The organism is Cribrihabitans neustonicus (assembly GCF_048820895.1).
Lineage (GTDB): Bacteria > Pseudomonadota > Alphaproteobacteria > Rhodobacterales > Rhodobacteraceae > Cribrihabitans_A > Cribrihabitans_A neustonicus.
Genome location: NZ_JBMERQ010000001.1, coordinates 706,266 through 724,044, shown reverse-complemented (window position 1 = coordinate 724,044; position 17,779 = coordinate 706,266). Strand labels below are relative to the sequence as shown.

Sequence of the window (17,779 nt, the reverse complement as noted above, 5' to 3'; positions counted from 1 at the left end):
TTCTGGTCAGAACTCATCATATAGCGCCTGCCATGAAACTCAGCGATTTCGACTTCGACCTGCCCGACGACCTGATTGCCACGCGGCCCGCCAGCCCGCGCTCCTCGGCGCGGCTTCTGGTGGCAGAGGGCGGAAACTTGCATGACAGCCGCGTGAGCGGCCTGGTGGACTGGCTGCGGCCGGGCGACCGGCTGGTGCTGAACGACACCAAAGTGATCCCCGCGCGGCTGAGCGGGCAGCGCCACCGCGACAGCGCGCAAGGCCCGGTCAGCGCAAGGATCGAGGCGACGCTCCTGGAGCCGCGCGCCGATGGCACCTGGGCGGCACTGCTGAAGCCTCTGAAGAAGATCAAAGCCGGCGAGGCCATCGTCTTCTCTGATAAACTCAGCGCCAAGCTTGAGGAGATTGCCGAGGGCCAGGGCCATCTGCGCTTCAACCTGGAAGGGACGGATTTCGATGCGGCGCTGGCCGAAGCCGGCGCGATGCCGCTGCCGCCTTACATCGCCGCCAAACGGCCCGCGGACGAACGGGACAAGACCGACTACCAGACCGTCTGGGCGCGCAATTCCGGCGCCGTCGCAGCGCCCACCGCCTCCCTGCATTTCGACGAGCCGCTGTTGGCGGCGCTGAAGGAGAAGGGCATCGATATCTCCTACGTCACCCTGCACGTGGGCGCGGGCACCTTCCTGCCGGTCAAGGTGGAGGATGTGACCACCCACCGGATGCATGCCGAATGGGGCCGGGTGAGCCCAGAAGCCGCCGCGGAGATCGCCGCTACCAAGACGGCCGGCGGGCGGGTGATTCCGGTGGGCACGACCGCTCTGCGGCTGATCGAGAGCGCCGCGCGGGATGGGGAGATTCACGCTTGGGAAGGTGATACTGACATCTTTATCTACCCGGGCTTCAAGTTTCAGATCACCGATGCGCTGATGACCAACTTCCACCTGCCAAAGTCGACCCTTCTGATGCTGGTCTCGGCGCTGATGGGGCAGGAACAGGTCCGCGGCATCTATGCCCATGCGGTGCAAGAAAAATACCGGTTCTTTTCCTATGGGGATGCGTCGCTTTTGTTCCCCGGAAAGACGGATCCGCCTGAGTAATGCGGCGCGAATCCGTGGACAAGCGCCGCGATGTTCGGCTCTGATGCGGAATCAGAGCCGCAAACCCGCAAACTGAATCACCGAAACTGGCAGTCCGCGCAGGCTTTGCCCGGACAAAACGCAAGAAACGCAAAGGCAGCCCGCCGCGCGGCAGGGCTGTTTTGCCGTCAAAGGAGGCCTGGACATGCTGCAGGTTCTGTCGAGCGCATGGGCGCTGCTGTTGGGAATGATGCTGCTGATGGTCGGCAACGGCCTTCAGGGGACGATGCTGGGCGTGCGCGGCGAGCTGGAAGGGTTTTCCACCTTCGAGATGTCGATCGTAATGGCCGCCTACTTCGTCGGCTTTCTCGGCGGCTCGCGGCTGGCGCCGGAGATGATCCGGCGCGTGGGCCATGTGCGGGTGTTTGCGGCACTGGCCTCCTTCATCTCGGCGGTGATGATCCTCTATCCGCTGCTCCCCAATACCGTCGCCTGGGGGCTGGGGCGGATGGTGATCGGATTCTGCTTCTCGGGGGTGTATGTGACCGCTGAGAGCTGGCTCAACAACGCCGCCGACAATACCAACCGCGGCAAGGCGCTGTCGCTCTACATGATCGTGATGATGATCGGCATCATCACTGCCCAGGGGCTGATCCAGATCGGTGATCCGGCGGGCTACGAGGCCTTCATCATCGCTTCGATCCTGGTTTCGGTCTCTTTTGCGCCGATTCTGCTGTCGATCTCCCCGACCCCGGCCTTTGATACCGCCAAGCCGATGACCCTGCGCGAGATCATGCGTATCTCGCCGCTCGGCTGCGTCGGCATGTTCATCCTCGGCGGCGTGTTTTCCGCCCAGTTCGGCATGAGCGCGGTCTATGGCTCCGCCGCGGGGCTCAGCCTTACCAACCTGTCGCTCTTTGTTGCCGCCTTTTATGTGGGCGCGCTGTTCCTGCAATACCCGCTGGGCTGGATCTCGGACCGGATGGACCGGCGCGTGCTGATCCTGATGGTGGCGGCGGCGGGCGGCTGCGGCGGCGTGCTGGGATTTCTCTACGGCGGCAACTTCACCATGCTCCTGGCCGCCGCCTTTGTCATCGGCGGTTTGTCGAACCCGCTCTATTCGCTGCTGATCGCCTACACCAACGACTACCTGGAGCATGACGACATGGCGGCAGCCTCCGGCGGGCTGGTATTCATCAACGGGCTGGGCGCGATCGCCGGGCCGATGATCACCGGCTGGCTGATGGCAGACTCAGTTATGGGGCCGCGCGGGTTCTTCGCTTTCATCGCGGCGCTGATGTTCCTGATGGCGCTCTATGCCGCCTACCGTGCGACTCAGCGGGCCTCGGTGCCGGTGGAGGACACCGCAAGCTATGCGCCGGTTTACCCGAGCTCCACCCCCGTGGCGGTCGAGTTTGCCCAAGAATATGCCATCGACACCGAGCTGGAAGAGCAAGAAGCCGCTCAAGATGCGAAGTGATTGCGCTAACCAGCCGGAATTGTGAGGAATATTTCAGCAAACCTCTTGCCTGTCGCAAATTGTGACCCATCGTCACTTGTAAAGGCGGTGCAAAAACGCCTGAAGATGGACGCAGGCAAACACGTGGAGAAAGACCGATGGCTGGTCCCGAAGAGATACTGGAATTCTGGCTCGACGAGGTCGGGGAGAAAGGGTGGTATCTGCAGGATGATGCTCTGGATGACACCATCCGCACCCGTTTCGAAAAAACCTGGGAGGCAGCTTGCGAAGGCAAGTTTTCCTTCTGGCTGACCTACCCAAGCGGCACGCTGGCCTACATCATCCTGATGGACCAGTTTTCGCGCAACATGTTCCGCGGGACGGCCCAGGCCTTCGCATCCGACCCGGCAGCACTGGCCGCCGCCAAGGTGGCGATCAACAAGAAGTGGGATTTGCGGATCGACGAGCCGGCCCGGCAGTTTTTCTACCTGCCGCTGATGCATTCGGAGAATCTCTGCGATCAGGAACGCTGCATCCGGCTGATGATGGAGCGGATGCCGGTGCGCGGCGCCAGCAACCTCCTGCACGCCCGGGCCCATCGCGAAGTGATCCGCCAGTTCGGCCGCTTTCCCTACCGCAACGAGGCGCTGCACCGCGCCAGCACCGGCCCCGAGCTGGATTATGTCCTGGCCGGCGGTTACGGAGAAACCGTGCGGATGCTGCAAACGGCCGGCTGAGCCCGCCAGACAGACCGGAAACGAGGCGCCGCGTTCCCCTAGGGGCGCGGCGTTTCTTTTTTGTGCGGGCCGGGCTGGCTCAGTCTATCCCCCTTTCACAGCCCGCACACATCTGCCAAGCTGGCCCGGCCGCAGCCCCCTGGGCTAGCCGCCGGCAGTAAAACGCCGCGGCCGCTTTGCCGCAGTACGGGGTGATTGCAGCGCGGCGCAGATTAGTTTAACGGTAAACTAGTTTTATTGATCCTGTTCGAGGCGAGGGAGCATCATGGCCGCAGAATCCTATGACGTGATCGTAATCGGCGCGGGCCCCGGGGGCTATGTCGCCGCCATCCGGGCCGCCCAGCTGGGGCTGAAGACGGCCATCGTGGAGCGCGAGCATATGGGCGGCATCTGCCTTAACTGGGGCTGCATCCCGACCAAGGCGATGCTGCGTTCTTCGGAAGTGTTCCATCTGATGGAGCGGGCCAAGGATTTCGGCCTGAAGGCGGAGAACATCGGCTATGACCTCGACGCGGTGGTCAAGCGCTCGCGCAATGTCGCGAAGCAGCTGTCCTCGGGTGTGAGCCACCTGATGAAGAAGAACAAGATCACCGTGAAGATGGGCGAGGCCTCGATCCCGGCGAAGGGCAAGGTTTCGGTCAAGACCGGCAAGGGCTCCGAGGAGCTCACCGCCAAGAACATTATCGTCGCCACCGGCGCCCGCGCCCGTGAGCTGCCCGGGCTGGAGGCGGACGGCGATCTGGTCTGGACCTACAAGCACGCGCTGCAGCCCCCGCGGATGCCCAAGAAGCTGCTGGTCATCGGCTCCGGCGCCATCGGCATCGAATTCGCGAGCTTCTACAACACCTTGGGTGCGGACACCACGGTGGTCGAGGTGATGGACCGGGTGCTGCCGGTCGAAGACGCGGAGATCTCGGCGTTCGCCAAGAAGTCCTTCACCAAGCAGGGCATGAAGATCATGGAGAAGTCCACGGTCACCAAGCTTGACCGCGGCAAGGGTAAAGTGACCGCCCATGTCGAATCCGGCGGCAAAACCGAGAAGCTTGAATTCGACACCGTGATCTCCGCCGTCGGCATTGTCGGCAATACCGAAGGGCTGGGGCTGGAGGATCTGGGCGCCAAGATCGACCGCACTCATGTGATCACCGATGAGTTCTGCCGCACCGGTGTCGACGGCATCTATGCCATTGGTGACATCGCGGGCGCGCCATGGCTTGCGCACAAGGCCAGCCACGAAGGCGTCATGGTGGCCGAGCTCATCGCGGGCAAGCACGCCCATCCGGTGAAGCCGGAAAGCATCGCGGGCTGCACCTACTGCCAGCCGCAGGTTGCGTCCGTCGGCTATACCGAGGCCAAGGCCAAGGAGCTGGGCTACGACGTGAAGGTCGGCCGTTTCCCCTTCATCGGCAACGGCAAAGCGATTGCCCTGGGCGAGGCCGAGGGCATGGTGAAGACCGTGTTCGACGCCAAGACCGGCGAACTCTTGGGCGCCCATATGGTCGGCGCTGAGGTCACCGAGCTTATCCAGGGCTACGTGGTCGGCCGCCAGCTGGAGACCACCGAGGAAGACCTGATGAACACCGTCTTCCCGCATCCGACGCTGAGTGAAATGATGCACGAAAGCGTGCTCGACGCCTTTGGCCGGGTGATCCATATCTGATCGCCGTGTCGCGCTTGCGGCCGGGGCCGAGGGCGGGAATAGTGGCGGCGCATTTGCGCGCAAGCACAAGGGAGGCAGGCACGGGCGGTGCCTGCCTTCTCCGTTTCCGGGAGGGTAAAACGTGATACAGGGCCAGACAGGAGGCAGCACATCGCGCTGGGGCGCTATCCTGGCGGTCTGGGCCGCAGGTCTGGGCGCTGCGGCGCAATACGGCAAGATCAGCGTGGTCTTCACCGGCATGGCAGAGCTCTACCCGGAGGCGGGTGCCGCACTTGGCTTCACCGTGTCGCTGGTCGGGGTCATGGGCATTTTGCTGGGTGTGGCGGCGGGGCTTTACGTGTCGGCCATCGGCTACCGGCGGGCTCTTGTGTGGGCGCTTTGGGCAGGAGCCGTGGTCTCGGCCCTGCAGGCTCTGCATCTGCCTTTTGGCCTGTTTCTGCTGTCCCGCGTTGCCGAGGGCCTGTCGCATCTCGGCGTGGTGGTGGCCGGGCCGGTTCTGATTGCGCAGCTTGCCTCTGACCGCGGGCGGGGGCTGGCGATGACGCTGTGGAGCACCTTCTTTGCCGTCGCCTTCACGCTGCTCGCCTGGTTCGGCCTGCCGCTGGCGCAAAGCCAGGGGATCCTCACGCTGTTTACCGCCCATGCCGGGGTTATGGCGGCACTGGCCTTGCTGCTGACGCTCACCCTGCGCGGCTTGCCGATGCCGGAGCGGGCGCCGATACCGAAGCTCGCGGCTCTGCCCGCCTTGCACCTGCCGGTCTACCGCTCGCCCTGGGTGGCGGCGCCGGGGCTGGGCTGGCTGTTCTACGCCTGCTGTTTTGTTGCCGTGCTGACGGTGATCCCGCCCTATATACCCGAGGCGCAGCGGGCCTTCGTGCTGGGAATGATGCCGCTGGCCAGCATCGCGGTCTCGATGACCTTGGGCGTTGTGCTGCTGCGGCATATGTCTGCGGTGCGGATGGTGCAGCTTGGCTTCCTGCTCTGTGCGGCGGCGGTGCTCTGGCTGTGGGCGGCGCCGGGGCAGCCCGCGGCCTGCATCGCGCTGGCGGCGGCGATGGGGCTGGTGCAGGGCGGCTCCTTTGCCGCGGTTCCGCAGCTGAACGAAAGTGCCGCCGACCGCGCGGGCGCCAGCGGCGCGCTGGCGCAGATGGGCAACCTCGGCAATACCATCGGCACGCCGCTGATGGTGCTGGCGCTGGCGGCGGGCGGCTTCGGCGGCATGATGGCGGTGCTGCTGGCTTTGTTCCTGAGCGGCGGCGCGGTGCATCTGCTGCTGATGCTGCGGCGTTCCGGTGTCCCGGCCTGAGCGATCCGGGCGATAATCCGCCGCCGGGCAGGGCACGCTGTGTCCGTTTCTGTCAGCAGCCCGCGCCAATCGGCGGCATGTTCCATAGATGTTCTCTTTTCACCCTTGGCGTTTCGAAATCCATTCCCTATCTGTAGGGGCGTCTGTCCGGCAGCGGCCGGGGCGGACGGGAATACGGGGGCGATATGGCTGAGCTGAAATCCATCGAAGTGCGCGGTGCGCGCGAGCACAATCTGAAGAGCATCGACGTGGACATCCCGCGTGACGAACTGGTGGTGATCACCGGGCTCTCCGGCTCGGGCAAGTCTTCGCTCGCCTTCGACACTATTTATGCCGAGGGCCAGCGCCGCTACGTCGAGTCGCTCAGCGCCTATGCGCGCCAGTTTCTCGACATGATGGAAAAGCCTGATGTGGACCACATCAGCGGCCTGTCGCCGGCGATCTCCATCGAGCAGAAGACGACCTCGAAGAACCCGCGCTCCACCGTGGGCACGGTGACCGAGATTTACGACTATCTGCGCCTGCTGTTTGCCCGTGCGGGCACGCCCTACAGCCCTGCTACCGGCCTGCCGATCGAAGCGCAGCAGGTGCAGGACATGGTCGACCGGATCATGGCGCTGGAGGAGGGTACCCGCGGCTACCTGCTGGCGCCGATCGTACGCGACCGCAAGGGTGAATACCGCAAGGAGTTCCTGGAGCTCAGGAAGCAGGGATTCCAGCGGGTGAAGGTCAACGGCGAATTTTACGAGCTGGACGAGCCGCCCACGCTGGACAAGAAGTTCCGCCATGACATCGACGTGGTGGTCGACCGCATCGTGGTGCGCGAAGGGCTGGAGACGCGGCTGGCGGACAGTTTGCGCACCGCGCTGGACCTCGCCGACGGGATCGCCGTGCTGGAAACCGCCCCGCGCGAAGGCGAGCCCGACCGCATCACCTTCAGCGAAAACTTCGCCTGCCCGGTGAGCGGCTTCACCATCCCGGAGATCGAGCCGCGGCTGTTCTCCTTCAACGCGCCCTTCGGCGCCTGCCCCTCCTGCGACGGTCTGGGGGTGGAGCTGTTCTTTGACGAACGGCTGGTGGTGCCGGACCAGAGCCTGAAGGTCTATGACGGTGCGCTGGCACCTTGGCGCAAGGGCAAGTCGCCCTATTTCCGCCAGACCATCGAGGCCATCGCGCGCCATTACGAATTCGACAAGAACACACCCTGGAAGGACCTGCCGAAACACGTGCAGCAGGTGTTCCTGCATGGGTCCGGCGATGACGAGATTAAGTTCCGCTATGACGAGGGCGGCCGCGTCTACGAGGTGACCCGCGTCTTCGAAGGCGTGATCCCGAACATGGAGCGGCGTTACCGCGAGACCGACTCGAACTGGATCCGCGAGGAATTCGAGCGCTATCAGAACAACCGCCCCTGCCATCACTGCGGCGGCCACCGGCTGCGCGACGAGGCCCTGGCGGTGAAGATCGCGGGCATCCACATCGGCCAGGTGGTCGAAAAGTCGATTCGTGAGGCACTGGCCTGGATCGAGGATGTGCCCAACCATCTGAGCCAGCAGAAGCAGGAGATCGCCCGCGCCATCGTCAAGGAAATCCGCGAGCGGCTAGGCTTCCTGAACAACGTGGGGCTTGAGTATCTCACGCTGTCGCGCGCCTCCGGCACGCTGTCGGGCGGGGAAAGCCAGCGGATCCGGCTGGCCAGCCAGATCGGTTCGGGCCTGACGGGCGTGCTTTACGTGCTGGACGAGCCTTCGATCGGTCTGCACCAGCGCGACAACGACCGGCTGATCGGCACACTGAAGAACCTGCGCGATCAAGGCAACACGGTGATCGTGGTGGAACACGATGAAGACATGATCCGCCAGGCCGACTACGTCTTCGATATTGGCCCCGGGGCCGGCGTGCATGGCGGGGAGGTCGTGAGCCATGGCACACCGCAGCAGATTGCGGCCGATGGCAACTCGATTACCGGCCAGTACCTTGCCGGCACCCGCGAAATCGCGGTGCCCGCCGCCCGGCGCAAGGGGAACAAGAAGAAGGTCAAGGTGGTGAAGGCCACCGGCAACAACCTGAAGAACGTGACCGCGGAATTCCCGCTCGGCAAATTCGTCTGCGTGACCGGCGTGTCAGGTGGCGGCAAGTCGACGCTGACCATCGAGACGCTGTTCAAGACGGCTTCGATGCGGCTGAACGGCGCCCGGCAGACGCCCGCGCCCTGCGAGACTATCAAGGGGCTGGAGCACCTGGACAAGGTGATCGATATCGACCAGCGCCCGATCGGCCGCACCCCGCGGTCGAACCCGGCGACCTATACCGGCGCCTTCACCCCGATCCGCGACTGGTTCGCGGGCCTGCCGGAAGCCAAGGCACGCGGCTACAAGCCCGGGCGGTTTTCCTTTAACGTGAAGGGCGGCCGCTGCGAGGCCTGCCAGGGCGACGGCGTCATCAAGATCGAAATGCACTTTTTGCCCGACGTCTATGTCACCTGCGAGACCTGCAAGGGTGCGCGCTACAACCGCGAGACGCTGGAAATCAAGTTCAAGGGCAAGAGCATCGCCGATGTGCTGGACATGACCGTGGAGGACGCCCAGGAGTTCTTCGCCGCGGTGCCGCCGATCCGCGACAAGATGGACGCGCTGATGCGGGTTGGGCTTGGCTACATCAAGGTGGGCCAGCAGGCGACGACGCTTTCCGGCGGTGAGGCGCAGCGGGTGAAGCTGTCTAAGGAGCTGTCGAAACGCTCCACCGGGCGGACGCTCTATATCCTCGACGAGCCGACCACGGGCCTGCACTTCGAGGATGTGAAGAAGCTCTTGGAAGTGCTGCACGAGCTGGTGGAGCAGGGCAACTCGGTGGTTGTGATCGAGCATAACCTCGACGTCATCAAGACCGCCGACTGGCTGATCGACATCGGCCCCGAAGGCGGCGATGGTGGCGGTGAGATCGTCGCTGCGGGCACGCCGGAGAAGGTGGCCGAAGAGCCGCGCAGCCATACCGGGCGCTACCTGAAGGACATCCTGCAGGCGCGCAAGCTGGCGGCGGAGTAGCGGATTCAGGTTAGACAGGGAGGGGCGCTGCCCCTCTTGGCCTTCTGGCCAATTCACCCGGGGGTACTTCGGGTCAGAAAGTGGCTGCGGGGTCAGTCCAGGACCGCGGCCACGGCGCCAATAAGGTCGAGCACTTCGCGGGTTTCGCGGTCCACGCGGAAGACCTGGCCGCCCATGCGGTAATAGCTGTAATTCGGATCCAGCCCGTAGCGGCCGGGATTGGGGATCAGGATGTAGCGGCCGTCAATCCGTGTGTGGTCGCGGTAGTGCTTCTTGGCCTGTCCCGGCGGCACGCAGGCCGGGGATTTCTTGGCAAGGCCGGGCGGGCATCCGGCAGGTGTGCCTGGATGGGCCTTCGCGCCGCCTGCCTGTGCTGCGGCGGGGATGGCCAGGGCTGCGGCCAGGGCGGAAAACATCAGTCTCTTGCGCATCTTGCACCTCTTTTGCAGGTTAACGTTTTCCTGCTGAAAGGGGTGCGAGGGTGCAAGAGGCATCGCAGAAGCGGCGGAATGCCGCCGCTTCGCAGGGTCTTAGTTCAGCTGCGGTGGCGCTGCTCGAAGCGCGGCAGCATCGCGGAGAAATCCATGCCTTTGCCGTCCTCGTCCTCGACGAAGGTCTTGTAGAGCTGCATCGCCAGCGCCCCCATCGGGGTGTCGGCATCGGCGCTTTCGGCGGCCTGCTGGCTGAGGCCCAGATCTTTCAGCATCAGTTCCGCTGCAAAGCCGGGCTTGTAACCGTTATCGGCGGGCGACTGCGGGCCGACGCCGGGGGCGGGGCAGTAGGCGTTCATGCTCCAGCTGTAGCCGGAGGAGGTGGAGACCACATCGAACATCTTCTGCCGGTCGAGGCCGAGCTTGTCGGCCAGCGCGAAGGCTTCGCAGGTGGCGATCATGGTGACCCCGAGGATCATGTTGTTGCAGATCTTCGCGGCCTGGCCCGCGCCTGCCTCGCCGCAATGCACGGCCTTCTGGCCCATGATATCGAACAGCGGCTCTGCCTTGGCGAAGGCTTCGGCGCTGCCGCCGGCCATGAAGGTGAGGGTGCCCGCAGCGGCGCCGCCGATGCCGCCGGAAACTGGCGCGTCGACCGGCAGAAGCCCGGCATCCGCGGCCTGCGCTGCGACCGCGCGGGCAGAATCCACGTCGACGGTGGAGCAGTCGATAAAGGCCGCGCCCTCGTCCATCGCCGGGATCAGCGCCTCGGCCACCTTGCGCAGGATCTGGCCGTTCGGCAGCATGGTGATCACGGCTTCGGCACCCTTGGCGGCCTCGGCGGCGGATTTCGCCATCGTCACGCCCTCGATGTGCACCTCAGCGGTGTCGAAGCCGGTGACCTCATGGCCAGCCTTGACCAGGTTGGCGGCCATCGGCCCGCCCATATTGCCCAGTCCGATAAATCCGATCTTCATGCGGTCTCCTCCTCGAATGTCAGCGCATCGGCGCCAAGCGGCATCAGCATCTGCGACACCGCCGCGGCGGGCACGTCCTGCCCGGCATATTGCCACTGCGGGTTGCGGTCCTTGTCAATGATCTGGGCGCGGATGCCCTCAAGGAAATCGCCTTTCTCCATCGCGCGGAAGGTGAAGCGGTATTCCATGTCGAGCGCCTTGCGGATGGTAAGGCCCTCGCCGCGCAGACGGTGCAGCATCTCCACCGTACAGGCCATGGAGAGCGGGGAATTGCGGCCCATCGTCTTCAGCGCTGCGGCGGCAAATCCGCTGTCGTCCGCGGCGAGACTGTTGCGGATGTCGGTCAGGGTCTCGCCGCCGAAGTGGCGGTTGATCAGGTCCTGCTGCCCGCGCAGCTTGCCTTCGGGCGCGGGCTGTGCGGCTGCTTCCACAGCAGCGGCGCGGCCGTTGGATTCCAGTTCCGCGATCAGCTCCGGCCAGCGGGACTCGGGGATGTAATAGTCGGCAAAGCCCGCCAGGATCGCGTCATCTGCGCCCATGCGGGCCGCGGTAAGGCCGAGATATTCGCCGAGGCGGCCGGGCGCGAGCGCCAGCACCAGCGTGCCGCCGACGTCGGGGACCAGGCCGATGCCCACCTCCGGCATCGCGATCTGGCTGGTATCGCCCACCACCCGGTGGGTGCCGTGACAGCCGATGCCGACCCCGCCGCCCATGGTGAAGCCCTGCATGAAGCTGATTACCGGCTTCTGGTATTCGAAGATGCGGGCGTTGAGGCGGTATTCGTCGCGCCAGAAGCGGCGGCCGTAGGCGTATTCGCCCTTGGTGCCGGTGTCATACAGTTCGGCAATGTCGCCGCCCGCGCAGAAGGCTTTTTCGCCCTCCGCGTCGATCACCACCAGCGCCACCTCATCGTCGGCCGCCCATTCGCGCATGGCCGCGTCGATCGCCATGCACATCTCGTAGCTCATCGCATTGAGCGCCTTGGGGCGGGTGAAGGTGATACGGCCGGCCTTGCCGGTCTTGCGGATATGGATGTCGCTCATCCTGGTCCCCCCGTGATGTAAGTGCGGCCCGGGCGGGGGCCGCACGGGGCTTCAGCCCCCTGCGCACCCGCCACCGGGCCGGAGTGTGCGCCGCGCGGGCTTACTCCGCAATCAGCTGGCGCGCGACGATCAGGCGCATGATCTCGTTGGTGCCTTCCAGGATCTGGTGCACGCGGAGATCGCGGACGATCTTCTCGACGCCGTAGTCGGCGAGGTAGCCGTAGCCGCCGTGGAGCTGCAGGCAGCCGTTGGCGACGTCAAAGGCGGTGTCGGTCACCATCAGCTTGGCCATCGCGCAGAACTTGGTGGCATCCGGCGCGCCGGTGTCGAGCTTCCACGCCGCCTGGCGCAGGAAGGTGCGCGCGGCCTGCAGGCGGGTTTCATATTCCGCCAGCCGGAACTGCAGCGCCTGGAACTGGTTGATCGGCTTGCCGAAGGCCTTGCGCTCAGACATGTACTGCACGGTCTGATCCAGCGCCGCCTGAGCACCGCCAAGCGCGCCAGCCGAGATATTGAGGCGGCCGCCGTCGAGTCCTGCCATCGCGTAGGAGAAGCCCTTGCCTTCCTCGCCAATCAGGTTGTCCGCGGGGATCTTGCAATCGTCGAACTGTACTTGGGCGGTGGGCTGCGACTTCCAGCCCATTTTGTCTTCCAGCGCGCCGTAAGAGAGGCCGCCGGTGCCCGCTTCGACCACCACGGTGGAGATGCCCTTGGGCCCGTCCTCGCCGGTGCGGCACATCACGACATAGGCATCGGAGTAGGAGCCGCCGGAGATGAACGCTTTGGTGCCGTTCAGCGTGTAGCCTTCATTGCTTCGCTCGGCGCGGGTCTTGAGCGCGGCCGCGTCGGAGCCGGAGCCGGGCTCAGTCAGGCAGTAGGAGAAAATCTTCTCCATCGAGCAAAGGGCCGGCAGCCATTTCTGCTTGGTCTCTTCCGAGCCGAACTTGTCGATCATGCCGCCGCACATGTTGTGGATCGACAGGAAGGAGCCGACGGAGGGGCAGGCCATCGCCAGCGCCTCGAACACCAAGGTGGCGTCCAGGCGGCTGAGGCCGGAGCCGCCGTATTCCTCGGAGACATAGAGCCCGCCGAAGCCCAGCTCGGCCAGCTGCGGCCAGAGCGATTTCGGGATGGTGCCATCCTTTTCCCACTGGCGGGCGTGGGGCGCGATATGTTCCTGGCCAAACGCGTAGGCCATGTCGAAGATGGCCGTCTGTTCTTCGGTCAGCGCAAAATCCATTGCGGCTCCTCCCTTGGTGCGGAATGAATTGAACAGTTGTTTATTTAATAGCGGTGAAGGACGGCGGAGGCAAGCTGCGCGAATGCAAACCGGCCGTGCAGGAATGCGGCGGGAAGCCCGCGGATATAATCAATTTAAACGAAATGCTGGCGGGCAATGGGCTGGTAAAAGTGTGAAAAAGCGAAGGCAAAAGATGCTGCCCCCCCCCAACGCGCGCCCCATGTCCCCGGACCCAAGTGCCCGCGGCGTGCTTTGCGAGTACGGGCTGCGAGCTAAGGCCGAGTACTACCCGGTGGTTACGGAAATCGAAAACGCGCACGGGACGCTCGCGTTGGGGCTGGCGCGGCACCCGGCCGGACTCGGCCGCTAGTGTGAAGATGGCAAAACAGTTCCGGACCAGGTGACGGGGCGCCGGACAAGTTCATAAAGGGCGGAAGCCGTTTGGCATCCGCCCTTTATGCCGCGCAAAGTCAGTGTATTGGGATCAAAGCAGCCGGACTTGGGTGCCGATCTGCACCATCTCGTAGAGCTCTTCGACATGCTGATTGTAGAGTCCGATGCAGCCTGAAGAGCTTTGCCGCCCGATCTTGCGGGTGTCATGGGTGCCATGGACCAGATAGGCGGGCCAGCTCAGGTACATTGCGCGCGTGCCCAACGGGTTGCCCGGCACGCCGCCCTCGATCCGCTCCGGCAGCGAGGGGTCGCGCTCGCGCATGTTCGCGGTGGGCGTCCAGCTTGGGTTCTCGGCCTTGCGCACCACTTCGGTATAGCCGCGTTTGGTCAGTTCTTCGGTCATCGGCACCGAAGAAGGAAACAGGCGGTAGGTTTCCCCGTCCGGGCCCCAGTAGTGCAGCGCGCGGGAGCTGATGTCGGCGAGCAAGCAGCCGACGCCGAGCGTGTCGAAATGGTCTTGCCAGTCCTGCTGCTCGAAGGCGGAAACATTGCGCTGCACCGGCAGCTGGTCGCGGATTGCGGGCTCGCCCTGCGGGAAGGCATCGGTGGACTGCGCGCGCAGGATCGCTGGAGAGGCGAGACTGGCGCCAAGGCCCATCAGCGTTGCACGGCGGGTGATGCGGAATTTGCTCATGACTGTCCTCTTGCGGTCTGCTCTTATTCTCCGGGGGAAAATAGATATCGCGGCGGATTTTCCTAGAGCGGACAGGGGCTTTCTGTCCAGCCTCACAAAGATGTGTTTTCCCGCAGCGGCGGATCGTTGCCGCCCGGACCAGGAACAGGGGTTGACGGCCCGGGCACATATTATTAGTTAGGCATCCTAACTTGTGGAGCAAGTAAATGCAGCTGGCCCGGTTTCTGGAATTGATCCACCGCAGCGCGCACCGGCAGTGGGCGCGGCGCGCAGGCGATGCGGGCCTCACCTACAGCGAGTTCGAGTACCTGAGCGCGATCAGGGATCAGGAAGCCCGGCAGACCAGCAAGGGGGACCACGGCCAGCACCTGCAGGATGTGGTCGACGACATGGGTGTGCGCAAGGCTTCTGCCAGCGCGATGGTGGTCAAGCTGGAGGCGCGGGGCTGGGTGCACCGGGTGCCGTGCCGCTACGACGCCCGCGCGCAGCACATCCTGCTCACCGAAGAGGGTGCGGTACAGCTGGCCAAAGGGCGGGAGATTTATACGGAAGCGGCGCGGGAGCTGCTCGGCCGGCTGGAAGGTGAAGAGCAGCAGGCGGTTGCCAATTTGCTGGAGCATCTAGAGCCGGGGACATGAGCCTTTGTTCGCTCAATTAAGTATGGAAGCCTAACTAACATAAGGAGTTACAAATGACCTTCGAACTCGTGCTGATCGCGACCGCGGTTCATATCCTGATCTGGGAGAAGCTGCCGGAGTGGGGCAGCTGGTTCAATTCGCTGATCGCAGCGCTGCCGCGGCCGCTGCGCAAGCTGTATGACCAATGGCACTGCCCGTTCTGCGCCGGTTTCTGGATTGCGCTGTTGCTGCACGGGCTGACCGGCCTCTGGACCATCCCGGCCTTGGCGGAACTGCCAGCCTTCCTGGGCGCCGCTGCTCCGCTGGTGGGCTGGGGGCTGGATGCGCTGGCCTCCGCTGTGCTGATCTACGCCGCCATCATTGGCCTCAAGGCCATCGGCCTGCCCGCGATGAAGGCGGAGCTAATGAAGGAGGAATTCATGCGCGCAAAGTTTGGCGCCGCCGCCGCGGAGGCCGCCGGCTGAGCCGTGCGCAGCCCAGCCAGACAACAAAAGGCCCCGGATCGCTCCGGGGCCTTTTATTGTTCAAATTTTGGATATTAGTCCATCGGCTTGAAGTTGAACTCGCCGCCTTCCTTGATGCCCGAGGGCCAGCGCGAGGTGATGGTCTTGGTGCGCGTGTAGAACTTGAACGCATCCGGGCCGTGCTGGTTCAGATCACCGAAGGCCGACTTCTTCCAGCCGCCAAAGGTGTGGTAGGCCAGCGGCACCGGGATCGGCACGTTGATGCCCACCATGCCGATGTTGATCCGGTTGGCGAAGTCGCGCGCGGTATCACCGTCGCGGGTGTAGATCGCGGTGCCGTTGCCATACTCGTGATCCATCGCCAGCTTGAGCGCTTCCTCGTAGGAGGCGGCGCGCACGGTGGAGAGCACGGGGCCGAAGATTTCCTTCTTGTAGATGTCCATTTCCGGGGTCACGTGGTCGAACAGATGCGGGCCGACAAAGAAGCCGTCCTCATAACCCTGCAGCGAGAAGCCGCGGCCATCGACCACCAGTTTCGCGCCCTGCTCGACGCCGGATTCCACCAGCTTCAGGATGTTTTCCTTCGCCGCGGCGGTCACCACCGGGCCGTAGTCCACGTCATCACCTGCGGTATAGGGGCCGACCTTCAGCTTCTCGATGCGCGGCACCAGCTTTTCGATCAGACGGTCGGCGGTTTCATCACCCACCGGAACAGCCACTGAAATCGCCATACAGCGTTCGCCGGCCGCACCGTAGCCTGCACCTACCAGCGCGTCTGCGGCCTGGTCCAGGTCGGCGTCGGGCATGATGATCATGTGGTTTTTGGCGCCGCCGAAACACTGCACGCGCTTGCCCTGCGCGCAGCCGGTGCCATAGATGTACTCAGCGATCGGGGTCGAGCCGACAAAGCCGACCGACTGGATGGTGTCGTTGTAGAGGATCGCGTCCACCGCTTCCTTGTCGCCGTTCACCACCTGGATGATGCCCTTGGGCAGGCCGGCTTCTTCCAGCAGTTCCGCCAGCATCAGCGGCACCGAGGGATCACGCTCGGAGGGTTTCAGGATGAAGGCGTTGCCGCAGGCGATGGCCGGGGCGAACATCCACATCGGGATCATCGCGGGGAAGTTGAACGGGGTGATGCCCGCAGTCACGCCCAGGGCCTGGCGCATCGAGTACATGTCGATGCCGGGACCTGCGCTGTCGGTAAATTCGCCCTTCAGCATCTGCGGCGCGCCGATGCAGTACTCCACGACTTCAAGGCCGCGCTGAATGTCGCCCTTGGCATCCGGGACGGTTTTGCCGTGCTCGCGGCTCAGGGTCTCGGCCAGCTTGTCCATGTCGCGGTTCAGCAGGTCGACGAACTTCATCATCACCCGGGCGCGGCGCTGCGGGTTGACTTTTTCCCAGGCCGGCTGCGCCTTGGCGGCAATTGCCACCGCGTGCTCCATTTCCTCCTTGGAGGCCAGCGGCACCCGTGCCTGCACCTCACCGGTGGCCGGGTTGAAGACATCGGCAAACCGGCCGGAAGTGCCCTTCACGTGTTCGCCGTTAATGTAGTGGGTCAGTTCCTGCATAGGATCCTCCTCTTTTCCGTTGGGTACAATCCTAGGCTTGCAAAAAACACTGGAAAAGGGGAAAGATTTCAAAGAGGCTTTGCAGGAACGCAAATGGTTAACGGCAGATTGGCAGGAGCAGGGAGGACCCCGGGCTGATGGAACCCCAGTGGGATGATATGAAAGTATTTTTGGCGGTGGCAAGGGAGGCGAGCCTGTCCGGCGCGGGCCGTGTCCTGAAGATGGACCCCGCCACAGTGGGCCGCCGCATCGCCCGCTTCGAGCAGGCGCTGGACACGCCGCTGTTTGTCAAATCGCCGCAGGGGTATGCGCTGAGCGCGGCTGGCGACCGGCTGCTGGTCCACGCGGAGGCAGCCGAACAGGCAATGCGCGCGGGCGCCGAAGCGCTGACAGGTCCGAGCGATACGCTTTCGGGCCAGATTCGCATCGGCGCCCCGGACGGGGCCGCCAACTACCTGTTGCCGCAGGTTTGCGCGGAAATTTCAGAGAAGAACCCTGACCTCGACATTCAGATCGTGGCGCTGCCCCGGATGATCAACCTCAGCCGCCGCGAGGCCGACATGGCGGTTACTGTCTCCGCGCCGTCGGCCGGCAAGCTCATGGTGCAGAAGATAACCGACTACAAGCTGCACATGGTGGCCTCCCGCCACTACCTGAAGGATCACGGGCCAATCACGCGGCTGCAGGACCTGAAGGAACACAAGATGATCGGCTATATCCCAGACATGATCTTCGACCGCGAGCTCGACTACCTCAACGAGATCGGCGTGGAGCGGGTGGCGCTGGCCTCCAATTCGGTCTCTGTGCAGATCCGCCTGGCAGCCGAGGGCACCGCGCTCTGCGTCGCGCATGATTTCACGCTGCCGTCGCACCGGATGCTGCGCAAGGTGCTTACCGAAGAGATCAGCCTGACCCGCAGCTTCTACCTGGTGCGCCACCAGGGCGACCAGCGCAGCGAGCGGCTGAACCGGTTTGCGCAGGCGTTGTCGAAAGGCCTCCGCGACGAGGTGCAGCGGCTGGAAGCCTTGACTTGATGCGGT

The 17,779-nt window shown here is 64.2% G+C and carries 16 protein-coding genes; 10 read left to right on the top strand and 6 right to left on the bottom strand.

Annotated features, from left to right (window positions below):
- Positions 1 to 32 precede the first annotated feature (32 nt).
- The 6 genes from queA to uvrA all read left to right on the top strand — a co-directional run bounded on the left by queA (position 33) and on the right by uvrA (position 9,285).
- The gene (gene queA / locus ACOHWE_RS03440; RefSeq protein ID WP_420664126.1) at positions 33 to 1,100 is read left to right on the top strand and encodes a tRNA preQ1(34) S-adenosylmethionine ribosyltransferase-isomerase QueA; all 1,068 of its coding nucleotides are present in this window, start codon (positions 33 to 35) and stop codon (positions 1,098 to 1,100) included.
- 184 nt (positions 1,101 to 1,284) lie between these two features.
- Positions 1,285 to 2,559, top strand: coding sequence for an MFS transporter (locus ACOHWE_RS03435; protein ID WP_420664124.1), 1,275 nt, complete (start codon positions 1,285 to 1,287; stop codon positions 2,557 to 2,559).
- Positions 2,560 to 2,696: 137 nt separating this feature from the next.
- Entirely contained in the window at positions 2,697 to 3,275 is a 579-nt protein-coding gene (locus ACOHWE_RS03430; protein WP_420664123.1) for a DUF924 family protein, read from the top strand.
- 265 nt (positions 3,276 to 3,540) lie between these two features.
- On the top strand, positions 3,541 to 4,935 hold the full coding sequence (gene lpdA, locus ACOHWE_RS03425; protein WP_420664121.1) for a dihydrolipoyl dehydrogenase: 1,395 nt from the start codon (positions 3,541 to 3,543) through the stop codon (positions 4,933 to 4,935).
- A gap of 121 nt (positions 4,936 to 5,056) precedes the next feature.
- A complete protein-coding gene (locus tag ACOHWE_RS03420) occupies positions 5,057 to 6,241 on the top strand; it encodes an MFS transporter (protein ID WP_420664120.1) in 1,185 nt (394 codons plus the stop codon).
- A gap of 185 nt (positions 6,242 to 6,426) precedes the next feature.
- Positions 6,427 to 9,285, top strand: coding sequence for an excinuclease ABC subunit UvrA (gene uvrA, locus ACOHWE_RS03415; RefSeq protein WP_420664118.1), 2,859 nt, complete (start codon positions 6,427 to 6,429; stop codon positions 9,283 to 9,285).
- A gap of 92 nt (positions 9,286 to 9,377) precedes the next feature.
- Here uvrA and ACOHWE_RS03410 read toward each other — a convergent pair whose 3' ends face one another.
- The 4 genes from ACOHWE_RS03410 to ACOHWE_RS03395 all read right to left on the bottom strand — a co-directional run bounded on the left by ACOHWE_RS03410 (position 9,378) and on the right by ACOHWE_RS03395 (position 12,976).
- Positions 9,378 to 9,716: an excinuclease ABC subunit A gene (locus ACOHWE_RS03410; RefSeq protein WP_420664116.1), complete on the bottom strand. Its 339-nt coding sequence runs from the start codon at positions 9,714 to 9,716 to the stop codon at positions 9,378 to 9,380.
- A 104-nt stretch (positions 9,717 to 9,820) separates the two neighbouring features.
- Positions 9,821 to 10,693, bottom strand: a complete 873-nt coding sequence (gene mmsB, locus ACOHWE_RS03405; RefSeq protein ID WP_420664114.1) for a 3-hydroxyisobutyrate dehydrogenase — start codon at positions 10,691 to 10,693, stop codon at positions 9,821 to 9,823.
- Positions 10,690 to 11,736 carry an enoyl-CoA hydratase/isomerase family protein gene (locus tag ACOHWE_RS03400; protein WP_420664113.1) on the bottom strand — a complete coding sequence of 349 codons (1,047 nt, stop codon included), beginning with the start codon at positions 11,734 to 11,736 and terminating at the stop codon, positions 10,690 to 10,692. Before ACOHWE_RS03400 ends, mmsB begins: the two co-directional genes overlap by 4 nt.
- Positions 11,737 to 11,836: 100 nt before the next feature.
- On the bottom strand, positions 11,837 to 12,976 hold the full coding sequence (locus ACOHWE_RS03395) for an acyl-CoA dehydrogenase family protein (RefSeq protein ID WP_420664112.1): 1,140 nt from the start codon (positions 12,974 to 12,976) through the stop codon (positions 11,837 to 11,839).
- 220 nt (positions 12,977 to 13,196) lie between these two features.
- Here ACOHWE_RS03395 and ACOHWE_RS03390 point away from each other — a divergent pair, with 220 nt between their 5' ends.
- Positions 13,197 to 13,346 carry a hypothetical protein gene (locus ACOHWE_RS03390; protein WP_420664110.1) on the top strand — a complete coding sequence of 50 codons (150 nt, stop codon included), beginning with the start codon at positions 13,197 to 13,199 and terminating at the stop codon, positions 13,344 to 13,346.
- Positions 13,347 to 13,460: 114 nt separating this feature from the next.
- Here the strand turns inward: ACOHWE_RS03390 and ACOHWE_RS03385 are convergent, their stop codons facing one another.
- Positions 13,461 to 14,063, bottom strand: coding sequence for a L,D-transpeptidase (locus tag ACOHWE_RS03385; RefSeq protein ID WP_420664108.1), 603 nt, complete (start codon positions 14,061 to 14,063; stop codon positions 13,461 to 13,463).
- A 206-nt stretch (positions 14,064 to 14,269) separates the two neighbouring features.
- On the opposite strand from ACOHWE_RS03385, the gene ACOHWE_RS03380 reads away from it, so the two are divergent.
- Together ACOHWE_RS03380 and ACOHWE_RS03375 are read left to right on the top strand one after the other, a co-directional pair.
- Positions 14,270 to 14,701 carry a MarR family winged helix-turn-helix transcriptional regulator gene (locus tag ACOHWE_RS03380; protein WP_420664106.1) on the top strand — a complete coding sequence of 144 codons (432 nt, stop codon included), beginning with the start codon at positions 14,270 to 14,272 and terminating at the stop codon, positions 14,699 to 14,701.
- Positions 14,702 to 14,754: 53 nt separating this feature from the next.
- Positions 14,755 to 15,165: a hypothetical protein gene (locus tag ACOHWE_RS03375; protein ID WP_420664105.1), complete on the top strand. Its 411-nt coding sequence runs from the start codon at positions 14,755 to 14,757 to the stop codon at positions 15,163 to 15,165.
- A gap of 74 nt (positions 15,166 to 15,239) precedes the next feature.
- On the opposite strand, the gene ACOHWE_RS03370 is transcribed toward ACOHWE_RS03375, so the two are convergent.
- Positions 15,240 to 16,739: a CoA-acylating methylmalonate-semialdehyde dehydrogenase gene (locus ACOHWE_RS03370; protein WP_420664103.1), complete on the bottom strand. Its 1,500-nt coding sequence runs from the start codon at positions 16,737 to 16,739 to the stop codon at positions 15,240 to 15,242.
- A gap of 137 nt (positions 16,740 to 16,876) precedes the next feature.
- Between ACOHWE_RS03370 and ACOHWE_RS03365 the strand changes: the two genes are divergently transcribed.
- Positions 16,877 to 17,773: a LysR family transcriptional regulator gene (locus ACOHWE_RS03365; RefSeq protein WP_420664101.1), complete on the top strand. Its 897-nt coding sequence runs from the start codon at positions 16,877 to 16,879 to the stop codon at positions 17,771 to 17,773.
- Positions 17,774 to 17,779: the final 6 nt, after the last annotated feature.